12 protein-coding genes and 1 tRNA gene are annotated in these 18,338 nt (G+C 55.2%); 4 read left to right on the forward strand and 9 right to left on the reverse strand.

All coding sequences use genetic code 11. The features are described 5' to 3' along the window. Positions 1-331 precede the first annotated feature (331 nt). The 8 genes from QEH57_RS24140 to QEH57_RS24175 form a co-directional block, all read right to left on the reverse strand. Entirely contained in the window at positions 332-1,264 is a 933-nt protein-coding gene (locus QEH57_RS24140; RefSeq protein WP_309009374.1) for a hypothetical protein, read from the reverse strand. A gap of 1,350 nt (positions 1,265-2,614) precedes the next feature. After that, positions 2,615-4,075 carry an AAA family ATPase gene (locus QEH57_RS24145; RefSeq protein ID WP_309009375.1) on the reverse strand — a complete coding sequence of 487 codons (1,461 nt, stop codon included), beginning with the start codon at positions 4,073-4,075 and terminating at the stop codon, positions 2,615-2,617. Beyond that, complete coding sequence (locus QEH57_RS24150; protein ID WP_309009376.1) at positions 4,072-5,277, reverse strand: DUF262 domain-containing protein; 1,206 nt, start codon at positions 5,275-5,277, stop codon at positions 4,072-4,074. The genes QEH57_RS24145 and QEH57_RS24150 overlap by 4 nt, the downstream gene beginning before the upstream one ends. Before the next feature lie 362 nt (positions 5,278-5,639). After that, complete coding sequence (locus tag QEH57_RS24155) at positions 5,640-6,533, reverse strand: hypothetical protein (protein WP_309009377.1); 894 nt, start codon at positions 6,531-6,533, stop codon at positions 5,640-5,642. A 53-nt stretch (positions 6,534-6,586) separates the two neighbouring features. Then, positions 6,587-11,140, reverse strand: coding sequence for an AAA domain-containing protein (locus tag QEH57_RS24160; RefSeq protein ID WP_309009378.1), 4,554 nt, complete (start codon positions 11,138-11,140; stop codon positions 6,587-6,589). A gap of 89 nt (positions 11,141-11,229) precedes the next feature. Continuing rightward, a complete protein-coding gene (locus QEH57_RS24165; RefSeq protein WP_309009379.1) occupies positions 11,230-11,997 on the reverse strand; it encodes a nucleotidyltransferase domain-containing protein in 768 nt (255 codons plus the stop codon). After that, positions 11,994-13,082 carry a nucleotidyltransferase domain-containing protein gene (locus QEH57_RS24170; protein WP_309009380.1) on the reverse strand — a complete coding sequence of 363 codons (1,089 nt, stop codon included), beginning with the start codon at positions 13,080-13,082 and terminating at the stop codon, positions 11,994-11,996. Before QEH57_RS24170 ends, QEH57_RS24165 begins: the two co-directional genes overlap by 4 nt. A 571-nt stretch (positions 13,083-13,653) precedes the next feature. Then, positions 13,654-13,727, reverse strand: a tRNA-Gly gene (locus QEH57_RS24175). Positions 13,728-14,413: 686 nt separating this feature from the next. On the opposite strand from QEH57_RS24175, the gene QEH57_RS24180 reads away from it, so the two are divergent. The 4 genes from QEH57_RS24180 (at position 14,414) to QEH57_RS24195 (ending at position 17,639) form a co-directional block, all read left to right on the forward strand. Further along, positions 14,414-15,724 carry a hypothetical protein gene (locus tag QEH57_RS24180; RefSeq protein WP_309009381.1) on the forward strand — a complete coding sequence of 437 codons (1,311 nt, stop codon included), beginning with the start codon at positions 14,414-14,416 and terminating at the stop codon, positions 15,722-15,724. Between the two features lie 136 nt (positions 15,725-15,860). Then, the gene (locus QEH57_RS24185) at positions 15,861-16,562 is read left to right on the forward strand and encodes a hypothetical protein (protein ID WP_309009382.1); all 702 of its coding nucleotides are present in this window, start codon (positions 15,861-15,863) and stop codon (positions 16,560-16,562) included. A gap of 92 nt (positions 16,563-16,654) precedes the next feature. Continuing rightward, positions 16,655-17,005: a DUF3127 domain-containing protein gene (locus QEH57_RS24190; protein ID WP_309009383.1), complete on the forward strand. Its 351-nt coding sequence runs from the start codon at positions 16,655-16,657 to the stop codon at positions 17,003-17,005. Positions 17,006-17,039: 34 nt separating this feature from the next. After that, positions 17,040-17,639: a GNAT family N-acetyltransferase gene (locus QEH57_RS24195; protein WP_309009384.1), complete on the forward strand. Its 600-nt coding sequence runs from the start codon at positions 17,040-17,042 to the stop codon at positions 17,637-17,639. 10 nt (positions 17,640-17,649) lie between these two features. Here QEH57_RS24195 and QEH57_RS24200 read toward each other — a convergent pair whose 3' ends face one another. After that, on the reverse strand, positions 17,650-18,123 hold the full coding sequence (locus tag QEH57_RS24200) for a gamma-glutamylcyclotransferase family protein (protein ID WP_309009385.1): 474 nt from the start codon (positions 18,121-18,123) through the stop codon (positions 17,650-17,652). Positions 18,124-18,338: the final 215 nt, after the last annotated feature.

Genomic DNA, 18,338 nt, shown 5'->3' on the forward strand with positions numbered 1-18,338 from the left:
GGAGCTCTTGCTTCTGTTCTGCAGTGTATCGTTTTCCTCGTTCGGTGGACATGAAGGAAAAATAGCGGATCGACGATCAAGCGTCTAGGGGGTGGGTTTTGTACCGCTTACCCTTGAGGTCTATGCCGCCGAGTAGCATCGACAAGGCCTCGCTCTTTAGGCGAAGCTTCCCGCTGGCGGCGTCACTGGGTCTTGCCAGGTAAGGTCTCCCTTCGTCTTCGCTTCGATCGAGTGTCGTTATTTCATTCCTCGGTACCAGACGTTCGGCCAGGACCCACAGTCCCGTTCCGTTGAGGAAGATGCGAACCGAGGAGGAGAAGCCCAGCATGCCTTAAGCTCCCACGTCCAATCTGGCGGATGGACTTCTCGGCCCCATCGGAAACTGCGCCGAAAGCCCGTTGGGCAAGGCCCGGCCAAGCGCCCCTCGCTCGATTTTGGCTTTGGCCTCCTCGATGGATCGGCGCTGCTCGGGGTCGATTTCATCGGAAGCATCCAGGTGCTTATCGACAATCTCAAGGGCTTCGTCGTAGCGACGTTGGCCAGCGAGGTAATTGACCAGCTGGCTTTCGACTTCCATGCGGTTCTCGAGGGAGTCAGCAGTTCGAATTGTATCTTTGGCAAAGTCCTCGGCGTTGCTTTCCTCTCTAGCGAGCAGCCAAATGGCCCACAGGGTGCGTGCCTCTTGGTTTTCGGGAAATCGCTTCGAGATTGTTTCGAACTCCACACGCGCTAGCGTTTCGTCGGCTTCAAGGAAGTAGGAGTGGAGACGGATAGTGCGTGCGGCTGCTTCGTGCTCGCATCCGCCTGCGATCAGTTCCTTCACCTCTTTGCGAGCTGCTTTGGAATCGCCCAAGCGTAGGTGAAGCTTCGCCTTGGCCAGCTTAAGGTCCGATTGGAATTGTGGGTTGTCCTTGTCCTTGAGTGACAGATACCGATTCGCATCCTCGAGAATTCCCTGGGTAGCGGGATCGATGGAAAGGGCCGGTGAGTGAAGGATCCCTTGTTCGAGAATAATGACTGCTTTCAGAAGGCCGGCGAATGAGTTCCCGAATTGGATTTTGAGCGGTTTCTTTCGCCCTTTGAATCGAAAGGTGAGGGTTATGGTTTTGTCGCTCGACTGCAGACTGGCTCGCTCGGCGAACTTCCAGTATCCGAAGTGTCGCCAAGGCAGAAAGCGATCGTGGATCCCGTTGGAATCGATACGATATCCCGATACGGAAATCGCCGTCTCTTCTTGATTGAGGAGTGGGGTGTCGGTTTTCAATGCCTTCTTGTGTTGTCCTAAGGAGTCGCTCGTTTGCCGCTATCTTTCGGTCTACTGACTTTGACTTTCGGAAGGTCGCCAAAACTCCGAAGTGATCTGATGGGAAGAGGGGTGGACGTGTTTGGGGAATGGAATCGTCGCCTATTGTTTGAATGTCTTGTTGTATCCAAACATCGGAGCGAAACAGGATCCGATCTAGTCGCCGGCTCGGCTCTCCCTTGAAGGAATCTCGTTTTGCCTTGGGGTTCAGTTCGCGGTCCCATGTATATCCTGGTTCTTCTGGCCGGAGGATGAGCCAAGGATCGATGAAGTCCGCCGGTATGGCCGCTGAGTCAGGCTGTTCGCCGTCGCCGAAGTTAAAGTCGCCCAAGAGTACTGCTTCAGGATCCTGCTGCAGTTTAGAAAAAACAAGAGACAATTGCCGTGCCCGTATGGGACCGTCCTCGAGAAAACTGTCCAAGTGGCAGGTGACGAAAGTGAGATCGTTCTCACCAATTTTCACTGTAGTGAAAAGAGCGATACGGCCCTGTTTGGACGGTAGCTCTAGTATCTGACGATTGCTTACGGGGAACTTCGAGAGGATCAAGAATTCGTGGGCAATCTGGATGCTACCCTCGCTTTGCGGGTAGTGGTAGCGATCGAGCCATGGCTCCGCTTCAAGCTTACGGGCGAACCAAGGCGCTACTTCTTGAAGGGCGATGATATCGGCATCCGAATCGCGTAATAAAGCCATGAAGGCAGGGATCCGCTTTTCCACCTTCCATGGATCCGCCAGCACATTGTAGGTCAGGACGCTGATTTCGGACGGATTGTCAGTCGTCGCACCACCAGTCGGGAATGATCCCAAGGCTAGGCACAAGTAAGCCAGTAAGGTGTACTTCAAGCGCTTGCTGAGTTGAGGGTCCATTGATTCGAAGAAGGGATTCTAATTTTGCCGAAACCTTGTGAATTGTTTGCTTTGATCGGGGTGAGAGCTTTGTAGTGATAACCAGGAAGTCCGAAAGGTTCGAAGGAGTTCCTTGGGGGGGGGCTGGATGGTGCGAGTATCCTATCGATTCCATGCTTTGGACTCTCTGAAGGAAAGTTTTTCCCATTTTTGATGGCATTCACTAGGGGAACCAGGAGGAGATCGGCGACGACGACTATGAGGCCTTCCCTGGTCCAATGAGTGTCAAAAATTAAGACCTGACCCCATTTTACCTCCCTTCTTTCGGTCATTGGGTCGGTCTCTTTCCATGGCATAAATACCATATCGGAGTGTAACCCATCTCCTTAGAAATGTGTAACCTATGTCCTCGGTTCGTACCAATGTCAAAGGTTAAGACTCGACCCTATTTTGCCTCCCCCTGATTACTTTATCGATGTAAACTCGGCTAAAAATTTCTCGAGTATATTGGGGTCTAGATCGTTAGTGATAAATACTCTAAAGCAAATTGATAAGATATCAAAGTGTCCACGTCCTAGTTCATTCGCTACAGTGAATGGCCAATCGTGAAAATTTGTGCCCTCTGCTTTGGCCAGTGCTGCTTGAAATGTTTCGACGCGAGTCCCCAAAGCCTGTGCGACGTCGGGCAAGTGTTTTGTTGCGGTAGCTTGAGCTACTTCTTCCGGGTCTTCCACTACTGGCAAGTAGAGAAGAGGGAGATTACATTTGTGATTTTCTGTTCTTTGATCTCCATCGAGAATTCCAACAAATACCACTCGTACTTGCCTGAGTTCTTCCGGTAAACTGTTCAGCAGGGCTACAACTTGACCGGAACTCCCGGCCCATATCACTTCAACTGAAGACCTAAGCACAGGAGCACCGATAATTAGTAGTTCGCGTAGAAAGCTACAAGCGGCGGCGTCCTCAGTGGCTGCTATTATTTTTGTTCCTTTCCCGATTCCTAATGCTGATAGATGGTTTGGTGACTCTTCCGCCGTGGTAGTGCAAAGACCGGAAGCACTCATCATGGTTATGAGGCGCCTAGAGTATGGTACTTTGCAAACTGTATCATTGGAGTGTGAAGTGAGGACGCACGCTACGTTTCGCTCAGAGGCTAAGAATGCGATGAGGTCTGCAACTGCACCTTGTGAATGAGCGGCTAAGAATGATTCAGGCTCGTCCATCAAAAGAATTGAGTCGGATTTCATGCGTTTAGTTACCCAAAATAGGAATAGGCACGCTAGTTCTCCCAATCCAAGGTGTTCTACTCCGTAGCTTTGACTACCTTTTGAGACTCGAAAATATGGCAACTCTGGCCAGTTTGTTTCGAGTCCAAGTTCGACTTCAAATACATCGATGGAATCATAAGATTTTCCTGTTATATATCGAACAAGTCCTAGCTCTTTTTCATCAAATGTATAGCTATCTACTTGTTCTATGAGGTCAGACAGGTTCGTTTGTCGTCTGATTAGGTTCTGAAACTTTGGAATGATTTCGGAGGTGCTGACTAATTTTACGTCCAGATCCGGTAGATCAGATCCTTCGTTTTCGCCGATTAATCGACGCTCTTGCGTCGAGAAATCATAGACTATTTCGTGCATTGCTTCACCTATTCTTAGCTTCAAGGTAGCTGTACCCTCGGTCAAACGTGTATCGAGGGCCATTTCGGAATTCGAAGCGGAATCAGTTGAACAAAGCCAAATAGCGTGCAGGACAGTGCTCTTTCCTGAACCGTTGAGGCCTGTTATTGCTGAAACACCCTTCCCTAATAGAATGGCGACGGTTCCCAGTACTGGGACATTGTCGAATGAAATGGAAATTAGTTCGGTTGAGGGAGTTGTTCTGTAGCAACGCCTCCAATAGTCGGATGCCCTTGCTTGTTTCATCGGATATCACCCCAACCACCTTTTAGAGCACGTTCCACCATCTCAGATTCGATATCAATATCAGCAACTTCGTTTGTCACCCTCTGGGTAGTAAACCAATTTAGGTGTTCTACGGCCGTCTCTATTCGCTGTTTGATTTTTGGTGATGCGGTTAACTTGCTATTCAAAAGGGGCGAATGTTCTAATAATCCCCAAAGTACTAGGTCGCGTATAACTACAGAGCTTACGTCAGCTACACGAGATGATGCTCTATCATTGAAGATAGCTAGGCAGGCTTGTGTTTCCTGACCTGATTCGGCACCTCGTCCTTTCATCGAAATTCGCATGCTCTCGAACCAATTCATGTATTCTCCGAGTACCCGTTCGCATGGTGTAACCTGTTCAAGTCGAAACTGAATTGCTAAAAACATAACCCACGACCATAGGGTAGCCTTATTTAGCTTAATTGGGCTTTTAGATGAATTTAATGATGCACCTAGCGTTTTGAAGGCAACCGATGTTGCTTCAGTAACTTTTTCAGGAAACCTATTGCCTGATCTATACCTTTCGGCGAGTTTTCCTGCTGTTAGCTTTTCTGATATATTGCCCCAATCAAGTACCGTCATGACTCGAGCGACAACGTCGTCGTGAGCCATGCGTGCGTTGCTGAATCCAATAGTTCTTTGTTCGAGACCCCATTGAGCGAAGTTCCGAGCAACTGCCTTTACTTGGTCTCGAACTTCGCCAAAGTAAGCATTCCTGGCTTCTGCAGGTGTGAGGGTAACTTGATGGTTTAGACGAAAAAATAATTCACCAGGTTCTTCCGGCTGAAAGTCGGTGATTGTGATGACTCTTATAGAAAATTGCTTTATGCGTTTTGAGAGAGGTGGAATTAGCTGGGAGAAGTATTTGCCATGGGCTTCATAAATTAAGTCATCAGACGGGTTTATGAGGCCATCGATAGGAAAATTGTCGCTGTAGAAATCGCAAATTGTGGCTAAGCGTTGTTGGCCGTCTAGTACTTCGTCCATACAGTTTTCACCATGACTTACGATGTGTACGGGAGGGATGTGCCAATCCCTCAAGATCGTATCAATAAGGAGTTGCTTTTTCTTTAAATTCCAAACGTTTCCTCTCTGGAAGTCCGGCTGAAGGTCGATGTCTCCATCGTTGATTCTTCCAACTAAGGTTTGAATATCTGGATCTGAAGCGTTGAGTTTCATTTAATAAATTTCTGATGAAGGTAATTGAGGTAGTGTCTTAGTGATCTTTGGGTGGTTTTTGAAACGTTTGTTTTGGAAAATGTCAGAAAGGGCTTCTAGTTGATTCAATTGATAATGTTAAGATTGATTGGTACACAGGTTTTACCTCAACTATTGGTATGCACGACCGGGGCAGGATAGGATGCCCCGTGACAAGATATCCATTCATTAGTCCATTCGAAGGAGTGTTTCGTGCCTTGGCCGCGTTCGATGGCGATGTCGTTCTTGGCGGCCAATTGTTCGGTGACGGAGGGGGGGAGTTATGAATGATGAATTATGAGTGTTGAGGGATGGGAGATGTGGTTGGATTGGTCGGAAATGGTCTATGCGAGGCTGAGTTTTTGAGCGGCTTTGGTTTGGGAGTCGTGGAGTTGGAGGGTGGTGGCAATTTGGTCGTGGTTGATGGATTTAGGGCCGAGGTGTTCTAGGTAGGTGCAGGTGGCGTAACTCTTCGAATTGCTTTCGTATTTGCTTAGCCATGACGCGAAGTTTCTCTGGTTCTCCGAGTCGCGGGGATACTGGGTGTTTGGACGGGAGAGGCCGATGCGCCATGGTTTGGGGGTGAGTCGGGCTCGAAAGCACTCTTGGCGTTCGGTGAGGCGGCGATAGAGGGGGTCGCTTTGAAGCTCTTGGAAAATGCGTCTTACTTCGTCGCTGAGCGGATGATAGAGTTTGTCGGTGAAAAGCAGGCGATAGCCGCCGCGAGTTTGATAGAGACGGAAACCGGAGTTGGGATTGCTCTTGGACCAATCGACGATGCGGTTAACGGCCTTTAGTTGGTGTGCAAGCTGGCGCTGCTCGCGGAACTTCCTGGAGAAACTGTATTTTAGACTGTCGACCAACCCAAGGGGTCGAGGCGTTGGACTGAGGTCGATGTCGACAAAGAGAACGCTGGAGGAATTGAGAACGAGGGCTCCGTAGCGATTGCGGGTAACGAGGGTTTCAGGCGTTTCGAGATCGGTATATGTGAAGGATTGGATGATTTCTTCGCGGGGCGGGGCGGCGAGGTAGTCGTAGTCCTCGGTAACTTGTCCACCACGGTAGGGCAGCGATCCTTCCGAGAGGCGAAGGAAAATAGACTTCGCTCGTTTTGTTCCGCGTTCGCGCGCTTCCTCTGGACTATTGCTCGACCAACCCCAAGCGACGAACTCGGCAGGGTTGCCGTGTTGGTCAAGCCCGTCGAAAGTAGACCGTATCCAGTATTTTGGGATGCGCATTTTTAGGGATAACCGAAGGAGGTTGGTCGCGAGGGAAGGAGATTGGGAGCTATCTAGGATTCAACTCCGTCAGGATTGATCGGGTCTTCCTGTTCGCTTGGTTGAGCTTCGAGGCTAATGATTCGTTCGTGACGGGAGTTGATCTGGTGTACGACTTCGTCGATCTCGCGGGAGACCATGGGGCTCCAGACACGGTGGAGATGCCAGCCCTGCGAGCGAAGCACCTCGGTGCGGAAGTGTTCCCAGGCGATAGGATCGGGAGTTTTTTTGAAGCGGTTGAAGTCGGTGAGAATGCCGAGTGTGACGTCTTCGGGTAGGTGGGGATGGGTAAGGGCGGCGTCGATACAGAAGCCATCGTTGCCCCAATGGACGGTAGAGCCGATGTGTTGGGAATCGCGAAGATGGATGCCGAGCTCTTGAGCAAGGCTGCTCGGGTGGCTGTTTTCGAGGACGGTACAAGTGGCGTCGGACTCGGCGCGGAGGGATTCGAGGTGGTCTTGGTATTCTTCGAATCGAGCTGCAAGGTGCTCGGCGTAGCGAAGATAGCCGTAAAGGTGTTGGCGACCGGTTTGCGCTTCGCCAGCGGCCGGCAGGCTTCGGTATTCCTCTTGGGGAATGGAGGTAAAGACATGAATCTCGGAGCGAGCTCGTGTTACCAAAACATTGAGACGACGCTCCCCGCCTTGTCGGGAAAGGGCTCCGAAGTTGCGGCGGAACTTTCCTTCCGGATCGAGTCCGAAGGTTGTGGATACAATGATGACGTCGCGTTCGTCGCCTTGCACGTTCTCGAGATTGCGAACGAAAAGCCCTTCGAAAGAGTCGCGCCCACGTCGGTTTCGCTGGATGGCGTATCGAGAAGCGAAGACGGGATCTTCGTAGCACCTGTCGTTGAGCACATCGACTATCAGGTCGCGCTGGGTGATGTTGAAACAGGCGATCCCGATGCTCGGTGGATTCGAATCCTCTAGAATCTCGGCGACATGCTCTACGACGGCGAGGGCTTCCGCCTTGTTGGTGCGGTCGATGTAGGTGCCGTTGATGTTGTGCAGGATGATGGGGGTATTGAGGGCCTTGTTCTTCGGATGCCCGGGAATGGGCTGTAGGCGGTGGTTGTAGTAGTTTTGGTTGGAGAAACCGATCAGGGCCTCGTTTCGCGAACGGTAGTGCACGTCGAGAAAGGCTTCGTCGACGTCGAGATTGAGGGCGGCGGTTAGCAGGTCTTCCGCTTCGCTCATCTGCTGAATGGCTAGCTCCTCGACGGTCTCCGCTTGGGTGTCATCGGATTCGACGACGGCGCTTTCGAAGAAGCGAGTAGGGGGAAGCTGTTTGGGGTCGCCCGCGATGACGACTCGTTTGGCTCTTAAGAGAATGGGCAGGGCCTCCTCGAGACGGCATTGGCTGGCTTCGTCGAAAACCACCACGTCGAAAACCGCTTCGCGAGGAAAGATCTGGGCGACAGTGGAAGGGCTCGCCATCCAGACCGGGCAGAGATCGAAGAGCGGGTCGCCGCCTTGGACCGCTTCGCCGGACGCTATCATCTGTCGCAGCTTGAGGGACCGTTTCCCTCGGATGAAGAGGCGGTTTCTCAAGTTGGCACCGTCCGGACTGAGGCGACTGCCGGTGGAAGCGAGTAAGCGGCGTCGCTGCTGTTTTTCCCAGCGATGGCGGATGTATTCGCGGGAGACTGATTGTTTTTCGTGGAGACGCTGGCCGTATTCATCGAAGGCCGCGTCGATACGAGCGGTGTCGATGTGGAGCAGGTCGGGATTTGAATCGATGGCGGAGCGAATCTCGTTTTGCAGGGCAATGGAGGATAGCTCGTTGATGGCTTCCTCGCGTTCGTATTCGCAGCGAGCGATTTCTTTGATCGCTGATTGAAGGTCCTTTGGGAGGCTCGCGAGGCTCTTTTCCAAACGGAGAATGCTCTCGATGGAATAGACGTATTTCGACCAGGCTGCGGCGGTAGGGGAGGCTGGTTGGTTTGCTCGGAGCGATTGGTCGAATCGCTCGATGACTTGCGGAGTGAGGATGGCCTGCTCGGAAAGCGTGGTGACGATATTCTGGATACGGATCGCCCGGGCGGCACTGGCGCGAAGTCTTTCGGCCAGCAACGCGAGGGAGTCTTGATTCCTCGATTCACGGAATGCTTCGAGGACAAGATCCAGAAGCGAGCTATCTTCCGAGTCCGTCTTGGCGTTTTGGGGGTCGCTGTCGCTGCTGGCCTCGGGCTGACAACGCTGCAGGATGGCGGCGGCGTATTGTAGCGTGTTTGCGGAGCGACGTAGCAGTCTCTCCTCAAGCAGCTTAACGTCCTCTGCTTCCTGGAGACGGTTGATGAGGTCGCTGATCAGCCAGCGAGCTTTTACTCCTTGGTAGAAGGAAAGGCATCGCTGGGCTGAGTTGGGGTCGAGGGACAAGGAAAACGGGGCCAAGGCGACCTTCGCGGCTTTTTTCTTTCCAAATTGAAGAACGCTCAAAAAGCCGCCTTGGGAATCGAGGTAGGATTGGAGGGCGTTGGCGTACCTATTCGCGTCGGCGAGGGAAGGGACGTTTCCTGAAAGAAGGAGGGTGAGTTCTCGGTCGAGCGCTGTATCGACGGATTGGATGCTTTTGCTATTGGATTGAATCTCCGCTCGGAGTCGCTCCAAGGCATCGCGATCCAGGTGTGCGATTTTTTGAAGTGTAGTTGGGTCTCCCTGTTCTGAAAGGCGATCGAGTTCTTCGGCGATTGCGTTTCTGGTGGTGGCTTGTTCATCGAGCGAGATTTTCGAACAGAGCGCGAGGGATGACGGGGAAGCTCCCTCGCGGATGCCGGATGTATCCAGAGGCTGGTTGCGAATGGAATTCACGTCTGCATGTGGAGGGCGTGTTCCGTAGTTCGCAGGGGCCTCATTTAGCTCGAGCGATTGCGAAACAGATGGGTAGGGATGGGGGACTCTTTCGGATACCGGGTCTAGTTCGCGAGCGAGGGTCTCTATTTTGGAGAAGGCTTCTCGGAGGTCGGAGGTAGGATAGTCGTATATCGTTTCGAGTGAGAGGGAGAGCGAGTCGAGGAAAGGGTTTTCCGAAAGGCGGGTTTCTCTGGCTCGGTGGAGGATCTCGCCGATGTCCGTCTTGCGGGTCTCGATGAGCTCAATGCTGAGGCCTGTCAGAGACTTGGAATCGAGCAGAACTCGTCCTGATGCGGCGCGTTTGTAGGAGAGCCAGGCTCCGACTAGGTCATGGAAACTGCGTTTTTCGTCATCGCTCTCGTGGAGGAGGCTAAAGTAGTTTTTCAACTCCCGGTCGAGGGCTTTGAGATGGGTATTGATCTGCTTGAGCTCCGCGTTCGGATTGGCGCTCGGCTCGTTTTCGACGAGTTCCTCCATGCGCTCGCGCAGCCCCATGTAGAGGGAGCGACGATCGCGCGAGGGGTCGTGTATGATGCCGCAAAGGTGCCCGAGACCGGAATGGTCCATGCGGTACTTCACGACGTCGAGGGCGGTACGCTTGTCGCAAACGAAGAGCACGCGTTGGCCCCTGGCGAGGTGGTCGCCCAGAATGTTGGTTATGGTCTGGCTCTTGCCGGTGCCTGGTGGGCCATGGATGACTAGCGCTTTGGCAGTGCGGGCAAGTTTGGCGGTGCTGGCCTGGCACGGATCTATGGGAGCGATGTAGTACTCCTCTTCGAAAGGGCGATTGCTTGTGGCCTGCTTGTGGGTGCTGACTTCGGAATCCTCTTCCGGGATGAGGGCTTCGTTGACCTGCAAGGCCTCCTTGCAAAGAAAGGAGCGGATGGGCCCTTCCAGCTGGGCTTCGGTCGCCAGCATGTGCTTGGTGTCGCGGAGGAGGCCCGGATTGGTCATAGGGAAGAGACCGAGGACCGCCGCGTTGAGGATCGCGGGCTGCGAGGGGAGGTTTTCCGCTTTCGGAATCGGGACTATAGGATCTTCGAAGGAGACAGACGCTTCCTTTTCGATGTCGAGGCTGCTGGCGATGAAGGCGAGAATCTCGTCGAACTCGCGAATCGGATCGCTGCCGGTGTCGTCCTCAAATAGCTCTGGCACCTCTTGACCTGTTTGCTGCTCAAGCCATGCGAGCAGCGCCGGGTTTGGAATAATGAGATCGGAACCCTCTCCGGCGGCTTGAAGGGTGACGGATCGTTTGGCCCCTTTCTGCACTGATAGGCTGAGAGGGATGAAGGCTGCAGGGGCGAGAATACGCGACTTGGCAAATCGGCTTTCGGAATCGCCGCTAGGACTCGGAAGGGATATCAGCGGAAAACCAATGAACAGGGCGTCCTCTCCGTGGTCGTTGAAGTAGTCTTGGGCATCTGTGGCGATGTCTTGTAATTTCTTAAGAAGCTTGTTCTGCCGCTCTGCGGCATCTCTCTGAGCGAGTTGCTCCTCGGACCATTCCGCCTCGGGGTAGGGAGGTCTCTGGAAGGAGGGAACGTTCGCGGGCAGGGTCGCTTTCTTTGCTTTCCCGAGCAGAGCGGGAAGTATGCTCTCTATCGAAACGCTTTGGAAATGGCTGAGTTGCGCGAGGTCGACACGTTGGCGGGAGTTGTGAGGTCGGGCGTTGAGGCTCGGACCTTTTTGAAGGCTAGAGTAAAGCCTTTGGAGCATGGATTCTAAAATCATAGAAAGATGTTAGAATCGCTATCGGCCTATACGTGGTTTTTCGAGTCCAAAAAGGGGCCTGGATGAATTGCGAGTCAGGTTTTCGTCCATTTGAGCATGAGCTTGTTGAGTGGGTCCCAGCTGGGTTTTTCTTGAATGCCTGCGGGGATGGATTCGGCGACGGCTTGGGCGTGGTCGATGGCGTTCTCGATCCATGCTTTGACGGTTTGCGGGACTTCTATGACGAAGCCCTCGGCGGCGGTTTCCTTTCGCTTTTGGATCTTGGCGATCGCGTCGATGATGGCCGGGGGTGCCAGGCTGTCATCGAGCATTTTCTGGAAGGCTGTGGGCGGCATGGTGATTCGCTTCTCGATCCAGAGGCAGGCGAATAGCGGCCGCAGGATGTAGAAGAGTTTCTTGATCTTGATGTGGCTACCGTCGAAATGGTCGGCGGCGACGCCTTTCGCCATGCTGAGGTAGTGGTGCATGCCCTTCTTGGGATTGAAGTGGGTGGGAACGAGAGCGAGCAATTCGTTACGGAAGCTGTTGGGTTCCCAATAGACGACAGGGCTGCCGAGCCATTCGTTGAGAGCCAGGTTGCAAGTGGCGAAGAGACGCAGCGTTTTGGCGAGTTCCCAACCGGAAAGGTCGAGGTCGTTGGGTAGCATGAGGTCGATGGTGTCATCCCTTTTTTGAAGCTGAAGGTGCCAGTCTTTACGGTGGGCGTAGATGAATCGCAGGTCGTAGTCGCTATCTGGAGACGCGAAGCCCCAAGCCCTGCTACCGGACTCGCAGGCGTATAATACGGTGATGTTTCGTTCGGATTCGAGGTTGCGAATGGTTGTTTCGATTTGATCGATCATGAGTGCTTGGATTCCCAGCTGGCCGTGATTTCCTTGAGAAGTCGTTCGGCTTTTTCCGTATCGGGCTTGTCTGGCAGACTGCAGCGATTGTGAAGCTCCTCAAGTTTTGCGGATCTTGACTCGGCTAGCTCGATCAGCTCGCTGTACTTGAAGAAGCCGTTGCGTACCTTCATGAGGAATTCGAGTTGCTCGCCTTCGAATCGGACGATCGGAAAACCGTTTTCCAGTATCGATTCCCCGCTCATCAGAAGTCGAAAGGTGTGCATCATGTTCTTGGCGTCGTAGTCGATGCGTCCGCTTTCCTGCGTCTCCCACCTGCTTTCGTTTCGCTCCTTTCTCCAGGTCCAATAGTTTCTATGGTCGCGAACAGCGTGATCGTAAGCCTGTTCGTTGGCGATGAGCAGGCCGATGCAGCGCTTGTCCTCGTCCTCAATGGGAATCGATTCGCAAACCAGTTTCCCACCGCGGAAAACTCCCTTGGCTGATGCGCCGTAGTGATAGATCCGGTACATGAAGGGAGCGTGTTCCAACGCTGACGCGAGGCATTCTTCCAAGTTCAAGTTCGCGTCCCTTAGCGGGATGGGGCGCAGTGGCAATGCTCTCTCGCTTTTTCGCGGAACAATCCAGCAGAAGTCCTCTCGCTGCGGAGGTCTTTCCGGCTGGGGATTGTTTACCCACTTGTTTTGGCCTCGCGCTTTTTTGATTTGAGCGAGGGCGTAGCCGACGTGCGACTGGTAGGCTTGCTTGGTGATGAAGAGCGAACGGTTCTCTTCCAGCAGGTCGAAGAACTCAGTTCGCAATCTGACGCATTCCGCCGGCATGAAGAGGAGTTCGATGATGTTCGGATTGGCGCCCAAGGCGAGTTCGAGAAATCGCGCCAGGGAGTAGTGCACGATATCGCTTTTTGCGTCAGCGACTTGCTGGGGTGGGGCTGAAAGCGAGAGCAGTGAGTTGGCGGGTTGAACGAAGATTCCCTTAATGTCCTCGTCGCTCTTCGGCGTTGCGGTTCCGTACGCGTGGCTGCCAACAACCGATTCGAAGATGATCTTCGTTGATTCGTGCCTGAGAAGCGAGTTGAGGTCCATCGCTCTAGTATTCGAGGTACCGATTGAACTTTTCCAGTCCCAAAGTGCGGTTGCCAGTTGGAGGTATGGCCAGTCTCCCGTGGCACCTCCCTATGCGTTGTGCTAGCCGCCGGCCTAACCTATGGTGGCGAGGATTACGAGGGGTTCCATCAGGAAGAGAATCACCCCAGCTCCGATCTGGATCTTGGCAGGTTCCAGGCGACCCGCCCCAGCGCTGTGCACGTTCTCCGTGGAGTTGAAGTCGCTGGATTCCTGCGCTCCGGCCCCGTTAGTTCGCTCGAGGCGCTCCTTGCGAAGGGGACGGGAAATGCGGGGTTGGACGAAAGCATATTGGGCGGGGCGGGAGGTCTCAAGCTGGGTTGCGAGCGGTTTTGCCTGTCTGGAGATGATTTGGGCTCCTCCGCGGCTACAGAGGTGGGTCGAGCGGTTGTCGGGGGCTCGTATCCATTATCTGTTACAGGGAAGGGCCCGTGGCGTGGACGGGATGGGAAGAGGCTTCGCGCGGAGCTGGCCTACTTGATTGGTGCAGACGAAAAAACGCTGCCCGGGGGAGGACAGCGTTTTTAGAAAGTGGTGCGGGTAGACGGAATCGAACCGACGCAACCAGTTTGGAAGACTGGAGTTCTACCACTAAACTATACCCGCTTAAGAAGTAGGGTGGGGGTTAGATCAAAAACCTCGGGGGTTGGTCAAGCGTTTTGTTCTTTTGTGTGAAAACTGTTGGCCGCCGCAACGAAAGTCGCCGCGAATTCGGGGGAAGAACGCTATTTATGGAATTTTTTTTCGTGTATCGGGAAAAAGCCGTTTCAGTTTGTACTGAGAGTTTGGAGACGTTTCGCGTGATCCGAGTGCATCCTGTCACTCGCGCTTGGCGCTGAAGCTAGGGGAATCGCCTTGTAGGGGTAAAAGCCGCTTCGAGCCGGTGGTTCGCCTTTGTTTTCAGGGTTACTTATTAAGGGTTTTGAAGAGGAAATTGACCTGCGTTGCCTATTCTTTTGCGCAGTTGTCACACGCATTTGGCCCGGTTTTACGTACTACCACTTATCGAAATAGAGCAGCGGGCCCAATAGATTTTGGGCCGAAAAAGGGTATTATGTTCTCGGGTTTAGGATTCCGATCGAACGCGTCTCTTCGGAGACGGCTAGGGTAACAGCAGGCTATATTCGATCGGGAGCTTTTGCTCACATACAAGAGTTGGATTCCTGGGCCGGCGATCTTAGATCGTCGGCCTTCTTGTTTTCCGGGTTCCGGGGTGGAGCGGCCGGTCGTTTGGGTTCTTGCCAAGGGGAAGGGCTTCCGACAGGGATTTTTGCGTTACTGAATCCTTCGCTGTGAGACTCGCTGGCAAAATCGCTTTTTTCATCCTGACCCTGACGTCGCTGGGCTTTTGCGTGGCCTTTCTGATGGAGGAGATCTGGCGGCAGGCCAAGGAGCCGGCCGCGAGGGAGGATGCGGCGACGGCGGTGTCGAAGGTGGATGTGGCGTCGGCTCCGGCGGTGGTGCCAGCGGCTGCCTGGCAGGACTTGCTGGGGCGGGAGGCTGCGGACGAGGTGGACTTTGCGGATCGTGTTTTGCGGGAGGGGGATCGCAAGGGTGGCTTGATGTTGGAGCTGGCTTTGGAGGAGCTTTCGGCGGAGCAGCTGGAGGAGCATTTTATGGAGTTGATGGCTCGGGACTTGGACGACCACCGGGCGGTGGACTATGCGGGCCGGGTTTTGCAGGAGATCGCCGAGCGTTCTCCGGGGCTGGGGGTGGCTTTGCTGGGCGCCTTGACGCCGGCCGAGAAGGCGCTGCTGGTTCCGGCGGTGGCTCGGGGCTGGACCCGCAGCGATCCGGCGGGGGCCTTCGCGTGGATCGAGACGGCTTGGGTGGGCGAGGAGGGCGCTTACATCGACCGGGCTTTGCAGAACGATTTGTATGCGAGCGCCATGGATTCGCTGGTGGGGGAGCTGCGACAGTACGAGGCGGCGGCGAGCGTGCTGGCGGGGATCGTGGATCCGGACTTGCGGGCCCAGTTGAGGGATTTGGTGGCGCGGCGCATCGTGAGGGACGGTCCGGAGAGTGCCTTGGATCGTTTGGCGGAACTGGATACGGGGGAGTTTGACGCGTCGGTGATGGATGCGGTGGCGGAGCAGTGGGCGGCCCGGGATGGGCTCGGAGCGGCGGATTGGGTTTTGCAGAACGAGGCGGAAATGTCGCCCACGGGGGTGCGCAGCATTGCGAAGCATTTGGCTCTGGTCGCCGAGGACGAGGCCCTGGCGGGTTTCCATGAGGGCTTGGCGGAGGGCCTGAAGCGGGACTCGGTGGCTTCGGAGGTGGCGCGGCTGAAGGCGAGGCGGGAGCCTTGGGTGTCGGCGGAGTGGGCGCGGGCGATCGAGAGCCCGGCGACGCGGCAACGGGCGGTTTTGGACGCTCTCTACGAGATCGGCTACGAGGATTTCGGGAGCTCGGTGGGGTATATCGATGCGGTCTACGAGCTTGAGGACGCGGAGCGGGCTCCGGTGGTGTTTTCGACTTTGAAGGGCTGGCTGGCGGTGGACTTGGACGCGGTGGCCGGCTACCTGGGCTCGGGCAGCGCTAACCTTTCGGCGAGCTTGAGCGAGGAGCTGCTGCGGGAGATGGAGCAGCTGCCGCAGGGGTAGGCGAAGGAGGCGTTGCGGCTCGCCGGGCCGTCGAGCCCTACCTTTGGGTAGCGTTGCAGCTTGCCTCTAGCTTGGGGCTTGCGTGGGGGGAGGGCTTTCGCCTTTTTGGCGGACGAGCATGAGAAACGTGATCTGCATGAAATGGGGTACCCGCTACGGGCCCGAGTACGTGAACCGGCTGAAGTCGATGGTGAAGCGCCATTTGTCGTACGAGCATCGCTTCGTTTGTTTCACCGACCGGGCGGAGGGGATCGATGCGGACGTGGAGGTGTTTCCGCTGCCGGAGATGAAGCTGCCGGCGGGGGCTCCGGAGCGCGGCTGGAACAAGCTGAGCATGTTTCCCGAGAAGCTGGAGGACCTGGAGGGGGATACCTTGTTCTTGGATTTGGACGTGGTGATTCTGGACAGCATCGACCCGTTTTTCGAGGAAGAGGGCGAGTTTTTGATCATCAACGACTGGAAGTATCCGCGTCGGGTGACGGGGAATTCGTCGGTGTTTCGTTTTCGTCCGGGAGCCCATCCCTACGTGCTCGATTATTTCTTGAACAACTTGGAGGACGTGCGGGCCCGTTTTCGCAACGAGCAGGCCTACCTGAGCGACGCGATCCACCAGCATGGCAAGCTGAAGTACTGGCCGGCGGAGTGGTGCGTGAGCTACAAGTATCACTGCTTGCCGAAGGCGCCGCTCAACTACTTCTTGAAGCCGACCTATCCGAAGGGGACGCGTATCGCCATCTTCCACGGGAACCCGAAGCTGCAGGAAGCCCTCGAGGGGACGAGCTTCTGGGTGCGCCGCTACTCGCGTCCGGCGAAGTGGGTCGAGGAGAATTGGCGCTAGTCCGCGGAGCGAGCGGGGTTCCGGGGTTTTGTGAGTAAGTTCTGGAAGTTTCGGCTTAACATCGGCTGGGGGACTGCCAAGAGTGCCCGCCTATGTACGAAATGGTCGGATCCGTTAAACTTATTGAAGAGACACAGACGTTCTCCAGCGGCTTCAGCAAGCGCGAGTTTGTCATCACTACCGAGGACAAGTTTCCGCAGGACGTGAAGTTCGAGGCTACGAAGGAGAAGATCGAGCAGGTCGATCGCTTGAAGGTGGGCGACCATGTGAAGGTGAGCTTCAACATTCGCGGCAACGAGTACAAGGGTCGCTATTACGTGAACCTGCAGGCTTGGAAGATCGAGAATGCGGGCGGCGAAGTTTCTCCTTCGCTCGACAAGGTCGGTTCCGACGCGTCTTCGGGCGGCGGCAATCTCGACGATTTGGAAGAGTCGCCCTTCTGAGGCGGCCGCGGTTTGCGAATCGCGCCCAGCTCGAATGGATACGTCCGGTATCAGGTTTGAGACGGTTTTTGGAAGCGAGGTAAGGCCTTATGTGCCGGACCTCGCTTCGTTGCGTATAGAGGTCTTCCGCGAGTATCCCTACCTCTACGAGGGCAGTCTCGACTACGAGTCCGACTACTTGCTGTCCTATGCGAAGTCGGCCCGCAGCGTTTTCGCGCTGGCCTTTGACGGGGAGGCGGTGGTGGGCGTCTCTACGGGGCTGCCGTTGGCGGAGGCGGATGGCGACTTCGCGGAGCCGTTCTTGAAAAATGGATACGAGATGGAGCGGATCTTTTATTTCGGCGAGTCCGTCTTGCGGCGGGGCTATCGCGGACGGGGAATCGGCTCTCGCTTCATGCGGGAGCGGGAGCGCCATGCCCGTTCCTTGGGCGATTTCGACAGCTGTGCGTTTTGCGCGGTGCAGCGGGCGGCGGACGATCCGCGTCGCCCGGCGGGCTACCAGGACTTGAGCGGCTTTTGGCGGAAGTATGGCTTCGAGGAGCAGCCGGCCCTGGAGACGAGCTTTTCGTGGAAGGAGATCGGGGAGTCGGAGGAAAGTCCGAAGGCGATGCGCTTCTGGCTGAAGCGGCTTTGAGGCGTCGGGCCTAGCCGTTCCAGCTGGTTTCGCTCAGCAGGGTGGCCCAGTTGGGCGGGGAGTAGCAGACGTAGGCCCAGGCGATGCGGTCGGCGCCGTGGGCGTCCTTGACCCAGATGACGCGGCGCTGGTAGGGGCTTTTGATTCCGGGGACGAAGTTTTCCCAGGCGTCCATCTTTTGCAGGACCGTGGCTTTGAGCGGGTACTCGAAGAGCTGGCCTTCGATGGCGGGGGAGTCGAGCTGGGGCGCGGGGGCGGCGGCTTGCTTGGCGAGGGCGGCGGACCAGTCGGCGCAGGGGTCGTGAGTGGCGTCGAGCAGGGCCAGCTCGGGTTCGATTTGCAGGATGGGGTAGCCTTCGCGCAGGCGCCAGAGCGAGCCGAGAGCTTGGGCGGGCTGGATGGAGAGGGGCGGGAGGCAGTGTTGGGTGTGCTCGGGCTGGTCGCTTTTGAGGGTTCCGTAGGTGAAGAGAAATTGGGTGCTCATGGTGGTAGGTTGGCGTTTTTTTTGAAAGTCGTTACCTAGGCGAGGGTGGTGAATCCGGCAGCGGGCGCCATTCTTTTGGGAATATCCTCTAGTGTGGTGTCAGTCAAGTTCCTTACATAATTTATGGACCTTTCCTAGGATCAGGTCTGCGTCGGCGGTCCACTTGAACGGGCGCGGGCTCTGGTTGTAGGCGTCGATGAAGTCGCGGATCGCTT

The organism is Pelagicoccus sp. SDUM812005 (assembly GCF_031127875.1).
GTDB lineage: Bacteria > Verrucomicrobiota > Verrucomicrobiia > Opitutales > Opitutaceae > Pelagicoccus.